The sequence below is a fragment of the Rhodococcus sp. GB-02 genome (assembly GCF_053470465.1).
On record NZ_JBPUKE010000001.1, the window covers coordinates 2,419,043 to 2,441,467 of the forward strand.

The following is a 22,425-nucleotide window of genomic DNA, read 5'->3' on the forward strand; positions in this document are numbered from 1 at the left end:
CAGTGGTCGTTTCGTCAGAGGGTGGTAGTCGGCCGAACCCCGAGGCCGGAATGCATGTACGCCTCGTCGATCATCGTCATGTTGGCGAGCGCATCGGCCGGGCCGATGGGAAGTGTCGAGTCCCCGGCCAGATGATCGGCCAGGGCCTCGAGTTGGTAGGTGTACGACGACTTGGTGCCCAGATGCTCGACGCTCGTGCGCCCACCGACCGTGACGGAGACGCGGTCGTCCACGTCCGGCTGCAGGAAGTTGTGCACCAGGACGTCTCCGTTGGTTCCGAAGACCCGGAAGGTGAAGTGATACCGCTCGTCCAACATCGTGGTCACCACGGATGCCGTGGCACCGCTGGGATATTCGAGTTCGATGTCGAACCACGAATCGACTCCCGGAACGTATTCCTCGTGACGGGTCGCGGTCACCACCGGCGCCCCACCACACACGTCACTCAGCATCCGGGAAGCATGTAATCCGTAGCAGCCCAGGTCCATCAGCGACCCACCCGCCAAGGCAAGTTCCCACCGCGGATCGTTCGCGGCGGGCGTCGGCATCCGCAGTACCGTTTCCACCCGAGTTAATTCGCCGACGGCGCCGTTCCGAACCAGATCCAGCAGGCGCCGGTTCACTGGATGAAAGAGGTAGTGGAAACCCTCGAGTAGTGTCACTCCGCTCACGCGTGCTGCCTCGACTACCGCCTGTGCTTCCACCGCATTGCTCGAAAACGGTTTCTCCGTCAGCACGTTCTTGCCGGCCTGAATGGCGGCGAGATTCCACGGGCCGTGCAGGCTGTTGGGCAGCGCGTTGTAGACGACGTCCACCTCCGGATCCGAAATCAGCTCCGGGTACGAACCGACCACCCTGTCGATCCCATGCTGTGCCGCATACGCTCTGGCACGCTCGGGGTTGCGTGCGGCAACGGCCACCAGGCGGTGCCCGGTGGCCGTTGCAGGTTTGATCATCGCGTTCTCGGCGATTCGTGAGGCTCCCAGAATGCCTATCCGCAACGGGGTAGGTGTCACAGAACCGACCGCAGATACTCGACGCTGGCTCGCACGTCACGCACCGGTCCCTCGTCGGACGGAGCCTCGGTCAGAATGGTGTCCTGCTCGAGCACGTACCATCCGTCGAAACCGTGGCGCTGCAATATGGCTGTGACACCGGCGATGTCGACGTCGCCGCCACCGAGCGGACGGTACATTCCCGCCTTCACGCCGTCGGTGTAGGTGAGCTCACCACTGCGAACGCGTGATGCGAGGGCATCGTCGACGTCCTTGAGATGCACGTGGGTGATGCGCTCGGGAGCTTGACGCGCCAGGTCGACAGGATCGGTGCCGCCGATCAACAGGTGGCCGGTGTCCAGGCACAGGGGGATGGCCGAGCCGTCGAGCACTCGCAGGACCTCGTCGCGCTGCTCGATCATCGTTCCGACGTGAGGGTGGACAACTGCCCTGATTCCACGCTCGGCCGCGGCGTCGGTGAGGCGATCGAGATTGTGCAGCAGGGTTTTCCAACTCTGCTCGTCCAGTTCCGGGCGTGAATCGTAGCCGTCGGAACCCGTCGCGGCGGCCAGAACCAAAACCTCGGCACCCGAGGCGACAAAACCGTCGAGGATGGGGGAGATGCCGGGCACCGGATCATGATCGTCATCGTGCAGCAGAACCGGTGCGAACCCGCCGACTGCGCTCAGATCGTGATCCGCGAGCACCTTGGCCATTTCGGCGGGTGCAGTCGGCAGAAAGCCCTCCGGTCCGATTTCCGTTGCCGCCAGACCGACTTCGCGCATTTCCCGGAGGACTTGCGCAGGGTCGAGCTGGTAGCCCCAGCCCGGGACTTCACACACACCCCAGGAGATCGGTGCGCCGGCGATGCGGGGAGTGCTCATGTGTGTGCCTCATTCTTGTTGTGAAGGAACAGATCTTGGACTTCGGTGATCGCCACGGGCCTACCCTGGCGCAGTGAGTACGTTGCAGCTTCGGAAATCCAGGCCGACTCGACCGCATCTGCCGGCGTACACGGTGATTCCCGCCGCCCGGCGATTACGCCCAGGAATGCTTCGAGTTCCGCACGGTAGGCGGACGTGAAACGGTCCATGAAAAACGTGTACGGCTCCTTCGAGGGAAACGAGATTCCGGGGTCGAGCGAGCGGAGCGGCAAACGATCGTCGAGTCCCGCAGCGACGGAGTCTCTCGAGCCGAGTACCTCGAGCCGGCAGTCGTGGCCGCGGCCGTTGTAGCGGGTGTTCGACACGACCGCGATGGTCCCGCCATCGAAAGTGAGAACCGTTGCAGCGGTGTCGATGTCACCGGCATTCGCAATCGCACGATCACCTTGATTCGAACCAGTGGCATAAACCGTGGTGACTTCGCGGCCGCTGACCCACCTGACGATGTCGAAATCGTGGATCGAGCAGTCGCGGAAGATACCGCCGGAGTGCTCGATGTACGAGATCGGTGGGGGAGCGGAATCGAGGGTGGTCGATCGGAGAGTGTGGATCCAACCGAGCTGTCCGGATCGAACTGCTTCGTACGCCGACACAAATGACGGATCGAAGCGGCGCTGAAATCCGATCTGGACCGGTACCGAGGTCTGCTCGACAGCCTCGAGTACACGAACGGAGGATTCGATGGAGTCGGCGACCGGCTTTTCGCAGAACGTCGGGATACCCCGGCGGACAGAGGCTTCGATCAAATCGGCATGTGAACTCGACGACGCGGCGATCAGAACGCCGTCGACTCCTGAAGCGAACAGCGCGTCGGGATCGGCAGCGAACTCCACGTCGAGTTCGGTTGCCACGTCCGAGGTTCGACGCGCGTCGGCGTCGTTCACGACCAGCGAGTCGACACCATCCATCGCGAGCAGGTTTCGGGCGTGATAGCTGCCGATTCTTCCGAGCCCGATGACTCCGATGCGAGCGCCCATCAGTCCAGCCCTCCGAAGACGTTCTGGTCCCAGTCGATGATCGAACCCGTCACGACTCCGCTGCGATCGGAGAGCAGGAAGACGACAAAGTCGGCGATTTCGTCGACTTGTCCGAGCTTGCCCATGGGGAGGGTGCTGCCCGCGCGTTCCTGCCAGTCGTCACCAGCGTCGTGAAAAGCTCTCTGCGTGAGGTCTTCACCCTCGGTCTGTGTCCACCCGATGTCGAGACCGTTGATCCGGATACGATCCCAGCGATGCGCGTGGGCGGCGTTGCGCGTCAGTCCCGCCAGCCCGGCCTTCGCTGCGACGTACGGCGCGAGATACGGCTGGCCACCGAGTTCGGACGTGGAGATGATGTTGACGATGGACCCGGGAACCGCACGCTCACGCATGTTCTTCACTGCTGCCTGCATCGTGAAGAACGGACCGCGAAGGTTCACCGCGATGTGCTGGTCGAAGAGTTCCTCGGTGGTGTCGAGCAGCGTGCCGCGGGAGGTGAGCCCGGCGGAATTGACCAGAGCATCCACACGGCCGAAGTGAGAGATCGTCTCGGCCACGCTAGCGAGTGCGGAATCCGTTTGCGCCACATCGGCTTCGATGAAGTGGGTTCCCGGAAGTTCTGCCTCGAGAGCCTTTCCGACGTCACGGCGTCGGCCGGTGAAAGCCACCTGAGCGCCCTCACGGACTGCGGCGCGTACGACTCCGGCGCCGATGCCTTGCGAGCCGCCACTGACCAGTAAGACGGTGTCGGCCAGGAGTGCGGGCCTGGTTACGCCCGGCGGAGAAGTCATGGGTTTAGTCTGGCTGTGAGGAAGACCTCGAGCAACAGCGAAAAACCATCAAATATCCATCATTGTGAGGTAGTTGTGGCGCATCGATTCAAAGTGCGGGAGATCGCCCAGCAGTCGGGCCTGAGTGAGGCAACGGTCGACCGGGTGCTCAACGACCGTCCTGGAGTTCGCGAGGGCACACGATCGGAGGTTCGCCAGGCGATCACGGACCTGGAACGTCAACGCTCGCAACTGAAACTGGTCGGTCGAACATTCATCGTCGATGTCGTGTTGCAAACTCCAGCAAGGTTTTCCGACGCCGTCCGCGACGCGCTCGAGGCCGAACTGCCGACCCTTGCGCCCGCTGTTGTTCGTTCCAGGTTTCACTTTCGTGAGACCGGTTCGGTAGAAGCGATGACATCGACGCTCGACAAGATTCGCCGACGCGGGTCCCACGGTGTCATCGTCAAGGCTCCCGACACTCTCGAAGTCGTGGCGGCGATCGATCGGCTCGTAGCGGCGAGGATTCCGGTCGTCACGTTGGTGACCGACGTTGCCGGCAGCAGGCGAGCCGCTTACATCGGCATCGACAACCGAGCCGCCGGAGCCACCGCCGCGTATTTGATCGATCAGTGGCTGGGGGATCGGGACGGCAACGTGCTGGTCAGCATGAGCAGCGGATTCTTTCGCGGAGAGGAAGAACGGGAGATGGGATTTCGCTCCGCCATGCGCGTTTCGGCTCCGCATCGACGTTTGATCGACATTCCGAACAGTGACGGTTTGGACCAGACGAGTAGGAAACTGGTGCGGGCAGCGCTCGAATCCGATCCGCAGATCCGTGCTGTGTATTCGATCGGTGGCGGCAACCTGGCCACGGTCGACGCGTTCGAAGAACTGAATCGAGAGTGCTCCGTCTTCGTCGCCCACGATCTCGACGGAGACAATCGAAAGTTGCTGGGGGAGAGGCGAATATCGGCGGTGCTACACCACGATCTGCGGGCGGATCTTCGCACAGCCGCTCAGGTGGTCATGAAAGAGCACGGCGCCATGGGCGCCCACTTCGGGTTTACGACGTCACCGGTTCAGGTCGTGACTCCGCTCAACATGCCCCCGACATAGCTGTGCGCGGTTAGGGAGTCCGGAGACTCCCTAACCGCGCACAGGCCGAAGGCCTAACGAGCGAAGAGCAGCGCTCGCTTGACTTCCTGAATTGCCTTTGTCACCTGGATGCCGCGAGGGCACGCATCGGTGCAGTTGAACGTGGTGCGGCAACGCCACACGCCGTCCTTGTCGTTCAGGATGTCGAGACGCTCGGAAGCGGCCTCGTCACGGCTGTCGAAGATGAACCGGTGTGCGTTCACGATGGCAGCGGGACCGAAGTAGCTGCCGTCGCTCCAGTACACGGGGCACGACGTGGTGCAGCATGCGCAGAGGATGCACTTGGTGGTGTCGTCGAAACGAGCACGGTCGTGCTGGCTCTGGATGCGCTCACGAGTGGGCTCGTTGCCACTGGTGATGAGGAACGGCTTCACGGCGCGGAATGCGTCGAAGAAGGGCTCCATGTCGACAACCAGGTCCTTCTCGACGGGCAGGCCCCTGATGGGCTCGACCGTGATGGTGACAGGCTTGCCGTCCTTGGGGAGCATGTCCTTCATCAGCAGCTTGCAGGCCAGACGGTTCACACCGTTGATCCGCATGGCGTCCGATCCACAGACTCCGTGTGCGCAGCTGCGACGGAATGTGAGGGTGCCGTCGAGGTAACCCTTCACGTACAGCAGCAGGTTGAGCAGACGGTCGGTGGGCAGTGCCGGAACCTGGAAACTGTCCCAGTGCTGACCCTCGCCCGATTCAGGGTTCATCCGCGCGATCTTGAGGGTGACCATGACGGCCCCCTCAGGAACAGCGGGGAGTTTTGGTGCATCTACAGCAGGCGCAGACATCAGTACTTACGCTCCATCGGCTCGTAGCGGGTCTGGACCACCGGCTTGTAGTCCAGACGGATGTCGGAGAGCAGACCGTCACCCTCCTTGTACGCCATCGTGTGCTTCATGTACTCGGCGTCGTTGCGATCCGGGAAGTCCTCGCGAGCGTGGCCGCCACGCGATTCCTTGCGGTTGAGGGCACCGACGACGGTGACCTCTGCCATTTCGAGGAGGAAGCCCAGCTCGATGGCCTCGAGCAGGTCGCTGTTGTAGCGCTTGCCCTTGTCCTGGACCGTGATGTGGTTGTAGCGCTCCTTGAGAGCACGCACATCCTTGAGTGCCTGGGTGAGGCGCTCTTCGGTGCGGAAGACGGAGGCGTTGTTGTCCATCGACTGCTGCAGCTCGGTGCGGATGTCCGCAACGCGCTCGTGGCCGTGATCGGACAGGATGACGCCGACCCAGTCTTCGACCATCGCGGCCGGGGTTTCCGGCAGGTCGACAAACTCGGTGGAGTTCGCGTACTCGGCTGCAGCGATGCCGGCGCGGCGGCCGAACACGTTGATGTCGAGGAGCGAGTTGGTGCCGAGGCGGTTTGCACCGTGCACGGAGACGCAGGCACATTCGCCGGCGGCGTACAGGCCCTTGACGACCTCGTCGTTGTTGCGCAGAACCTCACCGTTGATCTTGGTGGGGATACCACCCATGACGTAGTGGCACGTCGGGTAGACGGGCACGGGCTCCTTGACGGGGTCCACACCGAGGTAGGTGCGCGAGAACTCCATGATGTCGGGGAGCTTCTCGTCGAGAACTTCCTCGGGGATGTGCGTCACGTCGATGTAGACGTAGTCCTTGTTCGGGCCGGCGCCGCGGCCTTCGAGGACTTCGAGGACCATCGAACGAGCCACGATGTCACGCGGAGCGAGGTCCTTGATGGTGGGGGCGTAGCGCTCCATGAAGCGCTCACCGTCGGCATTTCGGAGAATGCCACCTTCACCACGGACAGCTTCCGAGATCAGGATGCCGAGACCGGCGAGTCCTGTCGGGTGGAACTGGTGGAACTCCATGTCCTCGAGGGGCAGGCCCTTGCGGAAGATGATGCCCATTCCGTCACCGGTGAGGGTGTGCGCGTTGGACGTCGTCTTGTACATGCGTCCCGAGCCGCCGGTCGCGAAGATGATCGACTTGGCGTGGAAGATGTGCAGCTCGCCGGTCGAGAGCTCGTAGCAGATGACACCGGTGGCAACCGGGCCGTCTTCGGTCTCGGTGATGGCGATGTCGAGCGCGTAGAACTCGTTGAAGAACTCGACGTCGTGCTTGACGCAGTTCTGGTAGAGCGTCTGCAGGATCATGTGACCGGTGCGGTCGGCTGCGTAACACGCACGGCGGACGGGTGCCTTGCCGTGGTCACGGGTGTGTCCACCGAATCGACGCTGGTCGATCTTGCCTTCGGGCGTGCGGTTGAACGGCAGGCCCATCTTCTCGAGGTCGAGCACCGCGTCGATGGCCTCTTTGGCCATGATCTCGACGGCGTCCTGGTCGGCGAGGTAGTCGCCGCCCTTGACGGTGTCGAAGGTGTGCCACTCCCAGTTGTCTTCCTCCACGTTCGCCAGTGCGGCACACATGCCGCCCTGGGCCGCGCCGGTGTGGCTGCGGGTGGGGTAGAGCTTGGTCAGTACGGCTGTGCGGGCACGGGGGCCAGCTTCGATTGCCGCACGCATGCCTGCGCCGCCGGCGCCGACGATGACCACGTCATAACGATGTTCCTGCATGAAGTCTGTGCTCCCCTAGCTCGCCGAGATATTGGGGTCGAAGGTGAAGATGACGTACGTGCCCAGGCCCATGATCAGGATCATCGAGAGAACGAGGATCGTGGTCAGCCAGAAGCGCGTGGAGTCCTTGCGGGAGTAATCCGCGATGACCGTGCGCAGGCCGTTGCCGCCGTGCAGCTGTGCCAGCCACAGCATCGTCAGATCCCAGAACTGCCAGAACGGGCTGGACCAGCGACCTGCGACGAATGCGAAGTTCAGACGGTGAACGCCACCGTCGAGCATCAGCATGATGAACATGTGGCCCAGGACCAGAACGATCAGGGCGACACCGGAGAAGCGCATGAACAGCCATGCGTACAACTCGAAGTTGTTCCGAGCCTTCGCACGCGGGGACCGCGGGTTGTCCAGGCTTGCCGGACGGTCGTATGAGGTGCCCAGGCTCTTGGCTTCGGGTCCGTGAGTAGTCGCCATGTCAGTGCTCCGCAAACATGTTGATGAGGATGCGTCCGGCGCCTGGGATCATCACCAGGAACCAGATCGTCAGAATGGTCCAGAGCATGACGCGCTGGTACTTCGGGCCCTTCGACCAGAAGTCCACCAACATCACGCGCACGCCGTTGAGGGCGTGGTAGAGGACTACGCCGACGAGGCCGATCTCCATGAGGCCGACGAGGGGGTTCTTGTACGTGTCGATGACGGCGTCGTACGTGTCGGGATTGACCCGAACCAGTGCCGTATCGAGAACGTGTACGAATAGGAAGAAGAAAGTAGCGACGCCTGTGATCCGGTGTAGAACCCAGGACCACATTCCGGGGTCGCCCCGGTAAAGCGACCTCGTGCGCTCCTTCTGAGGAGCGGCTTCAGTCGTAGTACTCATCGAGTGCTGTGCCTCCAACGTCATTGGTGGACGCGTCGAGCCTGCAGAGAGCTTCGATGTACCTCAGCCCGGGCTCGACGGGATCCTGAACCGACTTGACTCAGACTCTAAACCTATGTGAAACCGGGAACTAATCAGATGCGGGATTCGTACGCGTACCAAACTCTTTGTAAGGTTTGCCTTTCCAATCTCCGAGAGACGCTTACGGCGTGGTTTCTGCATCCATTCAGTCAGCGTGATTGGATAACCAACCATGGGTGACATCGACTGGAAGTTGTTGCGGCACAACGCGCAAGTGGTCATGCGTCAGGCCTATGCGCCGTACTCGGGGTATGCGGTAGGTGCAGCGGCCCTGGTAGACGATGGTCGAATCGTCTCAGGATGCAATGTGGAAAATGTCTCATACGGTTTGAGTCTGTGTGCCGAATGTGGACTCGTCGGTAACTTGGCAGCCACTGGGGGTGGGCGGCTGGTGGCCTTCACGTGCTGTGACTCGAAGGGCTCGATTCTGATGCCCTGCGGCAGGTGTAGACAGCTTCTTCTCGAGCATGGCGGGGGTGAGATGCTTGTCGACACGAGCAGCGGCTTCAAGCCGCTGAGCGAGCTGTTGCCCGATGCTTTCGGGCCGGAACAAGCAGAGGGGCTCCGCCATGTTTGACGCAGTTTCCATCATCGGCGCCAAGCGTGACGGCCGCGAACTGTCGGGGACCGAGATCGACTGGATAGTTCAGGCGTTCACGCAGGGGGTCGTCGGCGACGAACAGATGTCGGCGCTCGCGATGGCGATCTATTTCCGCGGAATGTCGCGGGCGGAGACCGGTCGATGGACCGAGGCGATGATCGAATCCGGCGGGAGGATGGACTTTTCGGACTTGCCGCTGCCCACCGTCGACAAACATTCGACCGGTGGAGTGGGGGACAAGATCACCCTTCCGCTCGCGCCCCTCGTCGCTGCGTGCGGACTTGCAGTCCCGCAGTTGTCTGGACGCGGACTGGGCCACACCGGTGGAACACTCGACAAGCTCGAGGCCATTGCGGGTTGGCGCGCCGACCTCACTGCGGCGGAGATGGTCGACATTCTCTCGGACCCGAAAATCGGCGCCGTGATCTGCGCTGCCGGAGCCAACCTGGCCCCGGCCGACAAGAAGCTCTACGCGCTGCGCGACGTGACCGGAACGGTGGAATCCATTCCGCTGATCGCAAGTTCGATCATGAGCAAGAAGATCGCCGAGGGGACCGGCGCACTGGTGCTCGACGTCAAAGTCGGTTCCGGAGCGTTCATGAAGGACCTCGGCGACGCCCGCGAGTTGGCTCGCACGATGGTCGAATTGGGCAACGACGCGGGTGTGCGCACAAGCGCCCTCATCACCGGGATGGACACTCCACTGGGATTGACGGCCGGCAACGCTCTCGAAGTACGAGAATCCGTCGAGGTGCTGGCCGGCGGTGGTCCGTCGGACGTCGTCGAGCTGACCCTGGTCCTAGCTCGGGAAATGCTGTCCGCGGCTGGGATCGACGGTATCGACCCCGCAGACAAACTGGCCGACGGCACAGCCATGGACCGGTGGCGCGCGATGATCGCCGCCCAAGGTGGGGACCCGCACGCAGCACTGCCGGTGGCCCGGCACAGCGACGTCGTCACCGCGGACCGAGACGGCGTACTGACCCGACTCGACGCCATGGCGGTCGGCATCGCAGCCTGGAAACTCGGAGCCGGACGCGAACGGCAGGGTGAATCCGTGCAGGCCGGTGCCGGCATCGAGATCCACGCAAAGCCTGGCGAAGTGGTCCGCGCCGGGCAGAAGCTGATGACTTTGCACACGGATACTCCCGAGAGATTTGACGCAGCACGTCGAAGCCTCGGTGGTGGCTGGTCCATCGGGACCGAATCCGACACCGTTTCGCGACCGCTGCTCATCGAGCGAATTGTGGGTGATTCGCGTTAGCGTTGGCGAATGAACGCACCGGAGTTGACCACGATCCGCAGCGCACCCAAAGTTCTTCTCCACGACCATCTCGACGGAGGACTCCGACCCAAGACTGTTCTCGAACTGGCCGAGCAGTGTGGCTACGACGAGCTGCCGGCGAATTCGGCATCCGAACTGGCACAATGGTTCCGAACTGCCGCTGACAGTGGTTCACTCGAGCTGTACCTCGAAACGTTCGCGCACACAGTCGCCGTGATGCAGACCCCGGAAGGGCTTGCACGGGTAGCACGTGAGTGTGCCGAGGATCTGGCCGACGACAACGTCGTCTATGCCGAAATCCGTTTTGCGCCCGAGCAGCACCTGGAACAGGGCCTGAGTTTGGACGAGGTCGTCGAGCACGTGCTCGAGGGCTTCCGAGCCGGCGAATCCGCTGCCAGGGTCGCGGGACGGGAGATCCGAATCGGGTGTCTCCTGACGGCGATGAGGCATGCCGCCCGGTCGCGTGAGATCGCCGAACTCGCGGTGCGATTCCGGGACCGCGGAGTGGTCGGGTTCGACATCGCCGGCGCCGAGGCCGGAAACCCACCGAGCCGGCATCTCGACGCTTTCGAATACATGCGTGATGCGAACGCTCACTTCACGATCCACGCGGGTGAGGCCTTCGGATTGCCGTCGATCCACGAAGCGATCGCGTTCTGCGGAGCGGACCGGTTGGGGCACGGCGTGCGGATCGTCGACGACATCGACGTAGGCGGCCACGGTGGGGCAGAGCTGGGTCGGCTCGCAAACTACGTCCGTGACATGCGCATTCCCCTGGAACTGTGCCCGAGTTCGAATGTACAGACCGGAGCCGTAGCCGCCCTGGCGGACCATCCGTTCGGACTGTTGGCGGACTTGCGTTTCCGCGTGACCGTCAACACCGACAACAGGCTGATGAGCGATACCAGCATGAGCCGGGAAATGGCGGCGTTGGTCGAGACCTTCGGTTACGGCTGGACCGATCTGGAACGCTTCACCATCAATGCGATGAAGTCGGCCTTCATTCCGTTCGACGAGCGCCTCGCGTTGATCGACGACGTCATCAAGCCGGGTTACGCCGTGCTCATCGGCTAGATGACGTGCACCCGACTACTCAGGTCGCAACCGGGCCTCGAACTCACGCTCGAGTTCACGCCAGGCCTCGGATTCCTTGGTGAACGGCGCACTCGGGGCCATCCGGGAGGGATCGGGGTTGAGAAGGTAGGAGACGTACCAACCCAGCTCGTTCGACGCGGACAGAACTTCCTCGGTGGAGTCGTCGTCGGCGAAATCCGCTGCATCGGTGAACAATTCGACGGCAAGCTCCAACTGCTCGGCGTCGACCACGTCCGGGCCCTGTGCGAGGTCGTCGGCGATGCCGGGCAGAACGTAGACGTTCTCGTCCGTGACTTCGATTTCGAGTGAACCGTCGACGGCAGCATTCTGAATTTCGCCGTACGTGCTGACCTGCGAGAGATCGTGTTCGTGGTTGTCCGCGAGATAACGTGCGAGTGCGCGCTCGCTGCGGAAGACGGTGATCAGTCCGTCCTTGCCCAGGAAGATCGCCTGATCTCCCATGTAGCAGCGCAGAGTGTAGAACGTCTCGGCCGAGGTGATGATGCGGATCGGATCGACGCCGACCTCGCCCCAGAAGGTCTCGACTTCGTCTTCTTCCTCGTCGAGGTCGTCCTCGTCGAATTCCTCGTCCTCGCCCTCTTCGGCGACATCGTCGGCGTCGACGGTGTTCTCGGCAGCGGCGAGCAGTTCAGCTTCGGCGACCGCGACGGCGGCAGCGTCGACCTTCGGGGAGGTGACCACCTTGTCGATGGCGTCGAGAACCGCATCCCAGTCCTTGACGATTGCGGCACCGACCTGATCCCACAGCTCAAGTCCTTCGCGACCTTCGAAGGTGCCGGCGCCGGTGGCCAGCGCGCCGAGTACCGGATGGCCGCTGAAGAAGCGGATGACCGCGTCGAGTTCGCACACCTCACCGATGTTGCGAGCCATGTTCAGGGTGTCTTCGAGTTCCGAGACCACCAGTGCCTCAGGGTCACCTGCGGCCAGCTCGGGCACGCCGACGAAGTCGAAGGTGAAGTTCTCTTCGGGCTCGAGCTCGGCTGCCGACAGTCCGGAGACGACGGCCCACGCCGGATGCTCGACCAGGTCGTTGTCCGAGTCGGTGCGGATGAAGGCCGCGAGTTCCGCGACGGAGGAGAACCCGTAGAGGTCTTCCTCATGGCCGAGAAACGCTTCCCACTCGTCGTCGCCCTCGCGCCAGCGGGGTGCCCACAAAGTGACGAGGTCTCCGTCGGTGAGTCCGATTTCGATAGGGACGATGTCTCCAGCCATGGGCGGAAGCCTATCCACCGCAGAGCGAAAGGCATAGCGGGGGTTGGTCACGTTTGTTTCAGCGACACGCGGAGCTCACCCACCAGCCGTTCTCGTTCATCATTGGACTGCTGAACTGCCTGGTGAATGGTTGCCACCGTCAGTGCGGCTACCGAGCGCGAATCCATGGCGGTGATCGCATCGGTGATCCGCAAGTCGACCAGAGCACCCAGCCCGTCGACAGTCGCTGTGACTATCCCACCTTCACTCGAGACGACTGCCCGCAGAGCGTTGACCCCGTCGACGGCGTCCTGCAAGAGTCCGGTCCGGTGTTTCGCCAGCTCCATGATTCGATCAATCTCGCTCATATCGAACGCATCCAGCTCGACGGAAGGATCTGGCCCTCGGCGGCGTCGACATCGGCCAGTTCGTCTCGGGTCGCGAGACCGAGCCGATCGAGGATCGCTGCCGGGACTCCGGTCTCCTCGAGCTCCACACGATGGCGGGCGCCGGCCTCGATTGCTGCTTTCGAGCACAGCGTGAGTATCTGTTGCGCCAACCGTTCCCCGCCGTACCGCAGTTCCTCCTGGCTGATCCGCAGGTCCACGGGCACGGCGTGCTCCGTGGCGCGGACTGCGATGGTTCCAGCGCGGTTGACGGAGACGGCTGTGATGATCGGCGGTGATTCCCGCATGTTCTCGTTCATGTTTCCTGTCATTCTGTCGGACGGTAGAAACCGTGAAAGCCCATGCCGCTGTTCGTGGTTCGGATGGCACTGATCTCGACAGGGTCACCGGCTTCGACCATCTGACCGTTGCCGATCACCATGGCGACGTGTCCGTCCCAGACCGCGAGGTCGCCGGGCATCAGATTGTTCTGATCGACCTGGTTCCCGATTCCCTGTTCCTGAGCCAACCTCGGAATATCGACTCCGGCCTGGCCGTACGCCCATTGCGTCAGACCACTGCAGTCAAGACCGACTCCGGGTGTCGTGCCTCCCCAGGCGTACGGGACACCCTGTTGAGTAAGCGCGTTGCGTACGGCAGCAGCGGCCTCGGCGTTCGGTGCGGTGGCGATCGAGCCGTCGGGAAGTTCGACCTCTACACCGCCCGCGGAACCGGAACCACCTGCGGAACCCGATCGACCTGTGGAACTGGAACCACCCGCCGACTCGAAGACTCCAGGTGCGGGATCGGGTATCGGGACGGGCGGGATCAGCGCGGACATCTTGTCGGTCGACCCCGCCAGCTCACCGCGTACCCGCTCGACAACCGATACCGCGCGTCCGAGGTGCTCCAACGCGGCCGACAACAACATCAATTGGCCCGTCGGTGTCATGAGTGTCGGCCCGGCCTTGATCGCGAGTGTCAGAAACGACTGGAGAATCTCACCGAGTTCGGTCATTCCCGCGAACACGGACGTTGTTGCTTCGTCCACGACGTCGGCGATGTCGTTTCCACGATCGGCGAGGTTTCGCGTCGACGTCTGCGTCTGCTCGGTTTTGGTCACCGCAGCGGTGAGGGCCGTGGACGAGCTCTGAGAGGACGCCAGTTCGCTCAGAGCAGCGCTTCCTAATTGGTATGCGATCTCGAGGGCGTCCGTAGCGATTCGGATGCCGACGTCGGGTCCACTTGCGCTGGGGACGCCAGTCCCGACAATGTCGACCAGATCGATGATCGGTCGTGCGAGTGCGTCGACGTCGATCATGAGCCTGCGGCTTCAGCGAGAGTCGTTCGTACCGATTCCTCGGAGTCGAGATAGACGGCGTGAGCGTCGCGGGTGGCTGACTGGACGCTGGAGATCACAGCGGACAGTCGATCGATGTCGTCGATGTGCGCTTGCTGTGCTCGGCTCGCGACATCGACGAAGTCGCCGCCGATCAGCCCCAGCACAGCGGACAGAGCCAAGTGATCGCCGCCCGCCGCGTCGTGTCGAGCTTGCGCGACGTTGTCGGCAACAGCGCCCAACCGCGTGGCGAACTCCGCGATGCTTTCAGTGTCCAGATCCAGATTTGTCAACTTGTCTTCCCCCCGTTGCGCTTACTCCTTCTTGGACGCCGCGCGGGGTGCTCCGGTTCCCGAGGAACTATTCTGATGGTCATGCAAACGCACGTAGTCGACCATCCGCTCGCGGCGGCCCTCTTGACGACAATGCGTGATGCACGCAGTGAGAACGCAACTTTTCGTTCCGCACTTCGCAGGCTCACGCACATGCTGGTCTACGAGGCCATGCGTGACGCGGAGGTCGAGGAATTTCCGGTCGACACCCCGGTAGCAGCGACGACGGGCATCCGGCTCGCGAAGCCGCCGTTGTTGGTACCCGTGCTGCGTGCCGGTCTGGGCATGGTCGAACAGGCGAGTGCGCTGATTCCGTCAGCCGGCGTCGGCTTTGTCGGAATGGCACGTGACGAAGAGACTCATCAGCCGGTTCCGTACCTCGAATCCCTGCCGGCGGATCTGTCCGGTATCCCGGTGTTCGTGCTCGATCCGATGCTCGCGACCGGTGGTTCGATGGTGCACACCATCGACTTGCTGGTTGCGCGTGGCGCAACCGATGTCACGGCAGTGTGCGTCGTAGCTGCTCCGGCCGGCGTCGATGCGCTGGCAGCCTCCGGACACCCGGTGCGTCTGGTCATCGCGAGCATCGACGACGGACTCGACGAGAACGCTTTCATCGTCCCCGGTCTCGGTGACGCCGGCGATCGGCAGTTCGGACCCCGCTAGAGCGAGAGGGCGAAGGTTCGGAGTTCGTCCAGCCGAGCCTTCGCCTGCCCACGCGCCCTCGCGAGATCGCTGCGGTCCGCCACCGGGACCACGACTTCGAGATAGCACTTGAGTTTGGGCTCAGTGCCGGACGGTCGCACAACCACGCGGATCGACGGTCCGTCGAATATCACTGCGTCGGTGCGCATACCGCCGCGAACCAGGGACAAGTCTTCGATGGTGACCGACTCTCCCGCGAGTTGACCGGGCGGATCGGCGCGTAACCGTTCCATCATTTCGGTGATGTCGCTCGAATCCTCGACGCGGCGGGATACTTGGTCCCCACGGTGCAGTCCGAATTCGACGGCAAAGTCGTCGAGAAGGTCCAAGAGGGTTCTGTTGCTGCCCGCGAGGGTGGCAGCCAGATCGGCCGCCAGTACGGCAGCCGAGATGCCGTCCTTGTCTCGCACCACCTCTGGATCGACGCAGTGCCCGATCGCTTCCTCATAGGCATAGACCAGACCATCGCCCGCGCGTGTGAGCCACTTGAAGCCGGTGAGTGTCTGCGCAAACCTGGCTCCGCGGGCTCTCGCCAACTTCGAGAGCAAAGTCGAGGAGACGATCGTCGTCGCCACCAACGAATCTTCGGGCGCCGTGCTCAGTACGTGGTCGGCCAGAAGCACCCCGGTTTCGTCGCCGCGCAACATGCGCCACTGATCACCGTCGCGAACTCCGACGGCGCAGCGGTCGGCATCCGGGTCGAGAGCGATCGCCAGATCCGCGTCGACACGCCGGGCGAGTGCGAGCAGGCGGTTTGCGGCGCCGGGCTCTTCGGGATTGGGGAACTCGACGGTCGGAAACGTGGGGTCGGGATCGAACTGCTCCGCCACGACGTGCAGGTCCTCGAATCCTGCTGCTCGCAGAGCAACTGTCGCAGTCTCGCCGCCGACGCCGTGCATTGCCGTGAGTGCAATCCGGATCGAGCGGGAGCTACCGTGCGGGAGAGTGGAGATCCGGGCGATGTACTCCTCGACCAGGGAATTACCGACGGGAATCACCGGCGTTCGAGGGACATCGGCGGCGCCACCGATGCGGGCGATCTCGCTCTCGATTTCACGATCGGCGGGGGAGACGAGTTGCGCCCCACCCGAGAGGTACACCTTGTAGCCGTTGTCGGCAGCAGGATTGTGGGAGGCGGTGATCTGGATACCCGCCGCTGCCCCGAGCCTGCGCACCGCAAACGCCACCAGCGGTGTCGGCAATGGACGGGGGAGCAGGGTCACCTCGAACCCGGCCGCTGCCATGACTTCTGCGGCGGCGAGAGCAAATTCCTCGGAACCGCGCCGGGCGTCGCGGCCGACGACAACGCGGGAGCCGCCCTGGCAGCGAGCTGTCAGCCAGGCCACCAGACCGGCCGTGGTCCGGATGACGACCGCGAGGTTCATGCCGTTGGGGCCGCCGCGCACCGGCCCGCGAAGCCCAGCGGTGCCGAACGCCAGCGGCGAGGAAAAGCGTTCGGCCAGTTCATGTTCCGAAAGAGTTGCCAATTCTGCGCGGGTGACTGGGTCCGGATCGGCGTCGATCCACTCGGTAACGTGGGTAGGTGTCACAGTTGCTCGACCAGTTGACGCAACAGCACTCCCATCCGGGCTGCCGACGCTTTGCCTGCCGCCAGCACCTCCTGATGATCCAGCGGGGCACCAGTAATGCCGGCGGCCAGGTTGGTGACCATCGAGATGCCGAGAACGCGGGCGCCGAGCGCGCGGGCCGCGATTGTCTCGTGAACCGTCGACATGCCGACCAGATCGGCGCCCAGTGTGCGAAGCATTCGAATCTCGGCCGGAGTCTCGTAGTGCGGTCCGGGAAGTCCGGCGTAAACGCCCTCGGCAAGGTCCGGGTCGATCGAGCGAGCGAGCGAGCGCAGTTCCGGCGAGTAGGCGTCGACCAGGTCGACGAACTCCGCGCCGACGAGCGGGGACCGTGCCGTCAGGTTCAGATGGTCACTGATCAGCACCGGTTGGCCGACGGCATAGTTTTCAGAAATTCCGCCGGCTGCGTTGGTGAGGATGACCGTGTCGGCGCCGGCAGCAATGGCTGTCCGGACCGGGTGGACGACGGTGCCGAGGTCGTGGCCTTCGTACGCGTGCGCGCGCCCGAGCAGCAGCAGGACTTCGGTGTTTCCGACGCGCACCGAACGAATGGTGCCCGCATGACCGAGCGCCGACGGTGGGGCGAAGCCAGGTAGATCGGCCATCGAGACTTCAGCTGTCACGTCCGCACCGGCGTCGCCGAACACGTCTGCGGCGTCGGTCCACCCCGACCCGAGCACGATGGCGACTGACGGTGACGAAGAACCAGTCATGGCGGACAGAGCAGCGGCGGCGGCCTCGGCGATCGTTCCCATGTGAGCAACCCTACTGAGGAGTCGGGTCGGTTCGCCGGGTGAGTTGGCGGGCGTTACTCTCCCATCCATGCCTTATCTCGAACGCGACGGCGACGTATTCATCCTGTACCTCGGCAACGAGGGCGAAACGGACAACGAGAACCGCTTCGGCCCCGAGTGGATCGACGCTGTTCACAGCAAGCTGGACGAGGTCGAAGCGCACGAGGGGCCGGCAGCCCTGGTGACCACGGCGACGGGCAAGTTCTACACGAACGGCCTGGACACGACGTGGATCTTCGGCAATCTCGACGGTCTTCCCGGCTACCTGGACAAGGTCCACACCATCTACAGCCGGCTGCTGACCTTCCCGATGGCCACGGTCGCGGCCGTGCAGGGGCACGCATTCGGCGCCGGCGCCATGCTGGCGTCCTCGCACGATTTCCAGATCATGCGCGCGGACCGCGGCTTCTACTGCCTTCCCGAGGTCGGACTGAACATGCCGTTCACAGTCGGGATGTCTGCATTGCTGAACAGTCGTCTGCCCAGGCAGACGGCAGTCGACGCGATGACGACGGGGCGTCGATTCGGCGGCGCCGACGCGCTTGCTGCCGGCATCGTGCAGGAAACGGTCGACGGCGACGGAGTGCTCGCGGCAGCAGTGGCCAAGGCGTCGGCATTGACGTCGACTCACGGCAAGAACTTGGCGGGAATCAAGGCAGGTATTCACCGCGATGCTCTTGCGGACCTCGCTCAGGTGACTGACAAGAGCAACTTCTCCTTCGGGTGAGACAATGATCGCGTGAATCAGAATGTCGACAGTGCAGTCAGGTCTGTAGAGGCCGATCTGATTGCGCTGTCGCATTCGATTCACAGCGATCCGGAACTCGCCTTCGAAGAGTTCCGCAGCGCTGCCAAAGTGTCGGACCTGCTGGCGCAGCACGGTTTCGCGGTCACTCGCGGGATCGTCGATCTGCCGACGGCTTTCGACGCCACCTATGGCAGCGGAGAGTTGGTCATCGCGATCTGCGCCGAGTACGACGCGCTGCCCGAGATCGGTCATGCCTGTGGGCACAACATCATTGCCGCCGCCGCGGTCGGGGCCGGCATCGCGTTGGCTACCGTGGCCGATGAATTGGGGATCACGGTCCGAGTGATCGGTACTCCGGCGGAGGAAACCGGTGGCGGCAAAGTTCTGATGCTCGAGCGTGGTGCATTCGACGGCGTCGGCGCGGCCATGATGGTTCATCCAGGACCGATCGACATCATCGGTGCCACCTCGCTGGCCCTCGCGGACATCGCGGTCAGCTATCACGGTCGCGAAGCGCACGCCTCTGCTGCGCCTGAATTCGGTCGTAATGCCGCTGATGCAGCGACGCTCGCGCAGGTAGCGGTCGGATTGTTGCGTCAGCACCTGCAGCCGGGCCAGCAGATTCACGGAATTGTCAGTGACGGCGGCACGGCTCCCAACATCGTTCCGGCCCGGTCCGAACTGCTCTACTACCTGCGTGCCGAGACGGCCGCGTCGTTGGCCAATCTGTCCGAGCGTGCCGACGCCTGCTTCGCCTCGGGCGCACTCGGCACCGGATGCACCCACGAAATCCGCACGGTATCGCCCACTTACACCGAGTTGACCCCCGATCCGTGGCTGGCGTCGGCGTACCGTGAACAGATCGTCGATCTCGGGCGGGTGCCACTGGCGGTGGAATGGGAGCGCTCCCGTCCGCTGGGTAGTACGGATATGGGTAATGTGACCAATGTGATTCCGGGAATTCACCCGGTCATAGGCTTGGATTCATCGGGGGCAGTGACACATCAGCCGGAGTTCGCTGCGGCGTGTATCACCACCTCCGCAGATCGAGCGGTAGTCGACGGTGCAATTGCGTTGGCCCGCACTGCTGTCCGGGTAGCGTCCGATCCAGAACAACGCGCCCGTCTGTTGGAAGGGGTAGATCGCCGGTGAACGCGGCAATCGATACGTGGATTCACGCGCACACCGACGACCTCGTCGCGTGGCGTCGACACATCCATGCCAACCCGGAGTTGGCTCGCCGCGAATACGCGACCACCGAATTCGTCGCGACCCGCCTCACTGCGGCTGGGCTGTCGCCGAAGATCCTTCCCGGTGGCACCGGCCTCACGTGCGACATCGGACCGGAAGGTCCACGAATCGCACTTCGCGCCGACATGGACGCTTTGCCGATGCAGGAAGCGACAGGGGCGACGTATTCGTCCACGGTCCCCGGTGTATCCCATGCATGCGGGCACGACGCCCACACCACCATCCTGCTCGGCGCCGGATTGGCTCTGACCACGCTGCCCGAACTTCCCGTCGGGGTTCGGTTGATCTTCCAGCCCGCAGAGGAAGTCATGCCTGGTGGAGCACTCGACGTCATCGCGGCCGGCGCGCTCGACGGCGTGTCCAGAATCTTTGCTCTGCACTGCGATCCGCGACTCGAGGCAGGCCAGGTCGGCATGCGTCTGGGCGCGATCACCTCTGCTGCAGACACGATCGAGGTCGTCCTCGATTCTCCGGGTGGGCACACGTCGAGGCCGCACCTGACCACGGATCTGATCTACGCACTCGGCACAGTCGTGACCGGGCTGCCTGGAATGCTCAGCCGTCGTATCGATCCGCGTACCGGCACCGTCATGGTGTGGGGCGCGGTCAGTGCAGGTCAGGCGCCCAACGCGATTCCGCAGACGGGCATGATGACGGGCACGGTACGTACCGGCGATCACGATACGTGGGAGTTGCTCGAACCGCTCGTGGAAGAAATCGTCCACGGATTGCTCGCACCCACCGGCGTTCGCTACCAACTCAACTATCGTCGCGGAGTGCCACCGGTCGTCAACGACGAGGTGTCCACTCGGATGTTCGAGGACGCCATCGCGACCGTCGGACAAGATGCCTTGGCAGACACCCCGCAATCCGGTGGTGGCGAAGACTTTTCGTGGTACCTCGAAACCGTGCCGGGTGCTATGGCGCGGCTCGGCGTGTGGTCGGGTGAAGGCGATCAGCTCGATATCCACCAACCCACTTTCGATCTCGACGAGCGTGCACTCGGCGTCGGTGTGAAGGTTCTCACGAGCCTGGTTCTGGGATAGTTCCGGTTCCCGTCGGGGGTACCGTTTTTCGTTCGTTCGAGTGAAGGTACGGGCATGTCCATAGGTGTGGGAGTGCGAATCGGCACATTGGTGTCGACGGCTGTCGTTGCGTCGAACGATCCGGGTTCGGCCGATCCAGTGGTCTTGGTTCGGGACACGATCCTCAATCAACGCAAGGACGGAACGACGGTGCTCGGTGGCACCGAGCAACTGGGTGCCGGTCGTGAGTTCGCCGAGAGCTGGTCGGGTTTCGTCGGTCGCGTCGGGGACCCGAGTGGCGTCGCAGGAACGGCTGATACTCGTTACCGCGCCGAGGATTTGGTGGCAACTTCGATTCGCTGTCTGTTGCAGGAATGTGAGCCGCTGCCCGATCGCGGTGGTCGAAGCGGGGGAGCCCCCGACATCGTCGCTACGTACCCGTCGCGCTGGGACTCGTCCACTGCTGCCCTCATGCAGGATTCTCTGGTCTACGCGGGCCTCGAACGAGTCACGCTCGTCTCGGATGCCGAGGCCGTTTCGGCGTGGTTCGAGTCGGAAATCGCGGCACTCGCCGGCACGCTCATCGGCATCTATCACGTAGACGACACCGGAGCAGCGGTCACGCTGGTGCGTTCGGGTGTCGCCGCGGGCCGCGCATTCGGCTTTGCCGGCGACGGGAGTTCGCCGAGTTCACGCCTCGCGACGGCTTTGGGTGCGTTCGGTTGGATGCCGGAGAACCTGGACGCCGTAGTCGTCACCGGTGACGGAGAACCGGCGACGGACAAGGCAGCCATGATGTCCATAGCTGCCGGGATTGCCGAAAAGCTCGGTGTCAGATGTGAACTCGGCCCCGGACCCGAACAGTCGGCCGCGCTGGGAGCTGCGATCCTCGCTGCCGGGTTCACCTCGACGTCGCACACGATCGTGCCGATCGGGTTGCCGCCTTCACACGACGTGACCGAGGTGTTCGACACGCTGGGGCGCGAGAAGGTGGCGGCTGAAACCGCAGCCGGGGTGGCAACAGCCGAGCCGGAAACTGAGGTTGTCGCAGGCGAATCGGAGTCGCGCGGTTCGAAGCGCATTCTCGTCGGAGTCGCGATTGTGGTCGTGCTCGCGGCACTCGCGGTGCTCGCGTATTTCCTGCTGCTTTGAGCAGGACAGCGATCTAGTCCGTCACTCCGTTACAGCGCTTAATCGGTAACTCCGTTACCCGGACCCACATTGCGGCTGTTTCGCGTCCGCAGTTCACGCACGTACTCGGCCGGCGCTCCGGCAATTTCGGCGGCGTCGGCCATTACACCGATGTAGCGGGCGGACGGCAGTCCACCTTCGTACGCGTCCATGACGTAGAGCCACGCGAGGACTGCATCGCCGGCTGTGTCGACCCGCACTCGGATCTTGCGGTGGAGACCCAGTTCGGCGCCTTCCCAGCGGTCCAGGCTTACTTCGTCCTCTTCCGGGACGTCGTAGAGAACCACGAAAACACTGGAGTCGGGATCTTCGACCACGGTGGCGAGAGCGCCCTCCCAGCCGATGTCCTCGCCGCTGAAGGTCAGGCGCCAGCCTCGCAGCCACCCTGTCCCGGACATGGGCGAGTGTGGGCAGCGCAACAACATCTGCTCGGGATGCATGTTGGAACCGTAAGCGGCATAAATCGACACGGGCGCAAGCCTAAACCGTGGTCCGAGGGTGTGGCGAAGCGGACCACCGGACGCAAGTAATCTGGTA

25 protein-coding genes are annotated in these 22,425 nt (G+C 63.4%); 9 read left to right on the forward strand and 16 right to left on the reverse strand.

Translation table 11 applies throughout. The features are described from left to right. Positions 1–14: 14 nt before the first annotated feature. The 4 genes from ACSW29_RS11430 to ACSW29_RS11445 are packed head-to-tail and all read right to left on the reverse strand — an operon-like array spanning position 15 to position 3,707. On the reverse strand, positions 15–1,016 hold the full coding sequence (locus ACSW29_RS11430; RefSeq protein ID WP_448277261.1) for a Gfo/Idh/MocA family protein: 1,002 nt from the start codon (positions 1,014–1,016) through the stop codon (positions 15–17). Continuing rightward, a complete protein-coding gene (locus ACSW29_RS11435) occupies positions 1,013–1,879 on the reverse strand; it encodes a TIM barrel protein (protein ID WP_029254998.1) in 867 nt (288 codons plus the stop codon). The genes ACSW29_RS11430 and ACSW29_RS11435 overlap by 4 nt, the downstream gene beginning before the upstream one ends. Then, on the reverse strand, positions 1,876–2,916 hold the full coding sequence (locus ACSW29_RS11440) for a Gfo/Idh/MocA family protein (RefSeq protein ID WP_448277262.1): 1,041 nt from the start codon (positions 2,914–2,916) through the stop codon (positions 1,876–1,878). The genes ACSW29_RS11435 and ACSW29_RS11440 overlap by 4 nt, the downstream gene beginning before the upstream one ends. Beyond that, a complete protein-coding gene (locus ACSW29_RS11445) occupies positions 2,916–3,707 on the reverse strand; it encodes an SDR family oxidoreductase (RefSeq protein WP_448277263.1) in 792 nt (263 codons plus the stop codon). Before ACSW29_RS11445 ends, ACSW29_RS11440 begins: the two co-directional genes overlap by 1 nt. Before the next feature lie 75 nt (positions 3,708–3,782). On the opposite strand from ACSW29_RS11445, the gene ACSW29_RS11450 reads away from it, so the two are divergent. Continuing rightward, complete coding sequence (locus tag ACSW29_RS11450; protein ID WP_347872039.1) at positions 3,783–4,805, forward strand: LacI family DNA-binding transcriptional regulator; 1,023 nt, start codon at positions 3,783–3,785, stop codon at positions 4,803–4,805. A gap of 53 nt (positions 4,806–4,858) precedes the next feature. Here ACSW29_RS11450 and ACSW29_RS11455 read toward each other — a convergent pair whose 3' ends face one another. From ACSW29_RS11455 to sdhC, 4 genes are read right to left on the reverse strand one after another with little or no spacing between them, the layout of a single operon-like run. Then, positions 4,859–5,626, reverse strand: a complete 768-nt coding sequence (locus tag ACSW29_RS11455) for a succinate dehydrogenase iron-sulfur subunit (protein WP_230812409.1) — start codon at positions 5,624–5,626, stop codon at positions 4,859–4,861. Beyond that, entirely contained in the window at positions 5,626–7,377 is a 1,752-nt protein-coding gene (sdhA, locus tag ACSW29_RS11460) for a succinate dehydrogenase flavoprotein subunit (protein ID WP_347872040.1), read from the reverse strand. Before sdhA ends, ACSW29_RS11455 begins: the two co-directional genes overlap by 1 nt. A gap of 15 nt (positions 7,378–7,392) precedes the next feature. After that, on the reverse strand, positions 7,393–7,848 hold the full coding sequence (locus ACSW29_RS11465; RefSeq protein WP_003940699.1) for a succinate dehydrogenase hydrophobic membrane anchor subunit: 456 nt from the start codon (positions 7,846–7,848) through the stop codon (positions 7,393–7,395). 1 nt (position 7,849) lies between these two features. After that, positions 7,850–8,254, reverse strand: coding sequence for a succinate dehydrogenase, cytochrome b556 subunit (gene sdhC / locus ACSW29_RS11470; protein ID WP_020969155.1), 405 nt, complete (start codon positions 8,252–8,254; stop codon positions 7,850–7,852). 253 nt (positions 8,255–8,507) lie between these two features. On the opposite strand from sdhC, the gene ACSW29_RS11475 reads away from it, so the two are divergent. From ACSW29_RS11475 to ACSW29_RS11485, 3 genes are read left to right on the forward strand one after another with little or no spacing between them, the layout of a single operon-like run. Beyond that, positions 8,508–8,912, forward strand: a complete 405-nt coding sequence (locus ACSW29_RS11475; RefSeq protein WP_230812412.1) for a cytidine deaminase — start codon at positions 8,508–8,510, stop codon at positions 8,910–8,912. Further along, positions 8,905–10,200 (forward strand): thymidine phosphorylase, encoded by a 1,296-nt coding sequence (locus tag ACSW29_RS11480; protein WP_317825357.1) that lies wholly within the window; start codon positions 8,905–8,907, stop codon positions 10,198–10,200. Before ACSW29_RS11475 ends, ACSW29_RS11480 begins: the two co-directional genes overlap by 8 nt. A gap of 9 nt (positions 10,201–10,209) precedes the next feature. Next, positions 10,210–11,295 (forward strand): adenosine deaminase, encoded by a 1,086-nt coding sequence (locus tag ACSW29_RS11485; RefSeq protein ID WP_448277264.1) that lies wholly within the window; start codon positions 10,210–10,212, stop codon positions 11,293–11,295. 15 nt (positions 11,296–11,310) lie between these two features. Here ACSW29_RS11485 and ACSW29_RS11490 read toward each other — a convergent pair whose 3' ends face one another. Genes ACSW29_RS11490 through ACSW29_RS11510 form a run of 5 tightly spaced genes read right to left on the reverse strand, consistent with a single transcriptional unit; the run spans position 11,311 to position 14,546 of the window. Further along, a complete protein-coding gene (locus ACSW29_RS11490) occupies positions 11,311–12,549 on the reverse strand; it encodes a primosomal protein (protein WP_230812417.1) in 1,239 nt (412 codons plus the stop codon). Positions 12,550–12,596: 47 nt separating this feature from the next. Continuing rightward, a complete protein-coding gene (locus tag ACSW29_RS11495) occupies positions 12,597–12,896 on the reverse strand; it encodes a YbaB/EbfC family nucleoid-associated protein (protein WP_317825359.1) in 300 nt (99 codons plus the stop codon). Then, entirely contained in the window at positions 12,893–13,246 is a 354-nt protein-coding gene (locus ACSW29_RS11500; RefSeq protein WP_372588537.1) for a hypothetical protein, read from the reverse strand. Before ACSW29_RS11500 ends, ACSW29_RS11495 begins: the two co-directional genes overlap by 4 nt. Continuing rightward, positions 13,243–14,235, reverse strand: coding sequence for a C40 family peptidase (locus tag ACSW29_RS11505; RefSeq protein WP_448277265.1), 993 nt, complete (start codon positions 14,233–14,235; stop codon positions 13,243–13,245). The genes ACSW29_RS11500 and ACSW29_RS11505 overlap by 4 nt, the downstream gene beginning before the upstream one ends. Continuing rightward, positions 14,232–14,546, reverse strand: coding sequence for a type VII secretion target (locus ACSW29_RS11510; protein ID WP_448277266.1), 315 nt, complete (start codon positions 14,544–14,546; stop codon positions 14,232–14,234). Before ACSW29_RS11510 ends, ACSW29_RS11505 begins: the two co-directional genes overlap by 4 nt. 81 nt (positions 14,547–14,627) lie before the next feature. Here ACSW29_RS11510 and upp point away from each other — a divergent pair, with 81 nt between their 5' ends. After that, positions 14,628–15,251, forward strand: coding sequence for a uracil phosphoribosyltransferase (gene upp, locus ACSW29_RS11515; protein WP_007727319.1), 624 nt, complete (start codon positions 14,628–14,630; stop codon positions 15,249–15,251). Here the strand turns inward: upp and ACSW29_RS11520 are convergent. Together ACSW29_RS11520 and ACSW29_RS11525 are read right to left on the reverse strand one after the other, a co-directional pair. After that, a complete protein-coding gene (locus ACSW29_RS11520) occupies positions 15,248–16,840 on the reverse strand; it encodes a phospho-sugar mutase (RefSeq protein WP_448277267.1) in 1,593 nt (530 codons plus the stop codon). The two genes, upp and ACSW29_RS11520, sit on opposite strands and share 4 nt — an antisense overlap. Further along, positions 16,837–17,634, reverse strand: coding sequence for a purine-nucleoside phosphorylase (locus tag ACSW29_RS11525; protein WP_230812426.1), 798 nt, complete (start codon positions 17,632–17,634; stop codon positions 16,837–16,839). The genes ACSW29_RS11520 and ACSW29_RS11525 overlap by 4 nt, the downstream gene beginning before the upstream one ends. A gap of 67 nt (positions 17,635–17,701) precedes the next feature. On the opposite strand from ACSW29_RS11525, the gene ACSW29_RS11530 reads away from it, so the two are divergent. The 4 genes from ACSW29_RS11530 to ACSW29_RS11545 are packed head-to-tail and all read left to right on the forward strand — an operon-like array spanning position 17,702 to position 21,849. Next, positions 17,702–18,400, forward strand: coding sequence for an enoyl-CoA hydratase-related protein (locus tag ACSW29_RS11530; protein WP_317825364.1), 699 nt, complete (start codon positions 17,702–17,704; stop codon positions 18,398–18,400). A gap of 12 nt (positions 18,401–18,412) precedes the next feature. Beyond that, positions 18,413–19,573 (forward strand): M20 family metallopeptidase, encoded by a 1,161-nt coding sequence (locus ACSW29_RS11535; RefSeq protein ID WP_317825365.1) that lies wholly within the window; start codon positions 18,413–18,415, stop codon positions 19,571–19,573. Next, complete coding sequence (locus ACSW29_RS11540) at positions 19,570–20,718, forward strand: M20 family metallopeptidase (protein WP_317825366.1); 1,149 nt, start codon at positions 19,570–19,572, stop codon at positions 20,716–20,718. The genes ACSW29_RS11535 and ACSW29_RS11540 overlap by 4 nt, the downstream gene beginning before the upstream one ends. 54 nt (positions 20,719–20,772) lie before the next feature. Then, complete coding sequence (locus tag ACSW29_RS11545) at positions 20,773–21,849, forward strand: hypothetical protein (protein ID WP_230812430.1); 1,077 nt, start codon at positions 20,773–20,775, stop codon at positions 21,847–21,849. 38 nt (positions 21,850–21,887) lie between these two features. Here ACSW29_RS11545 and ACSW29_RS11550 read toward each other — a convergent pair whose 3' ends face one another. Beyond that, the gene (locus ACSW29_RS11550) at positions 21,888–22,358 is read right to left on the reverse strand and encodes a gamma-glutamylcyclotransferase (protein WP_230812432.1); all 471 of its coding nucleotides are present in this window, start codon (positions 22,356–22,358) and stop codon (positions 21,888–21,890) included. Positions 22,359–22,425: the final 67 nt, after the last annotated feature.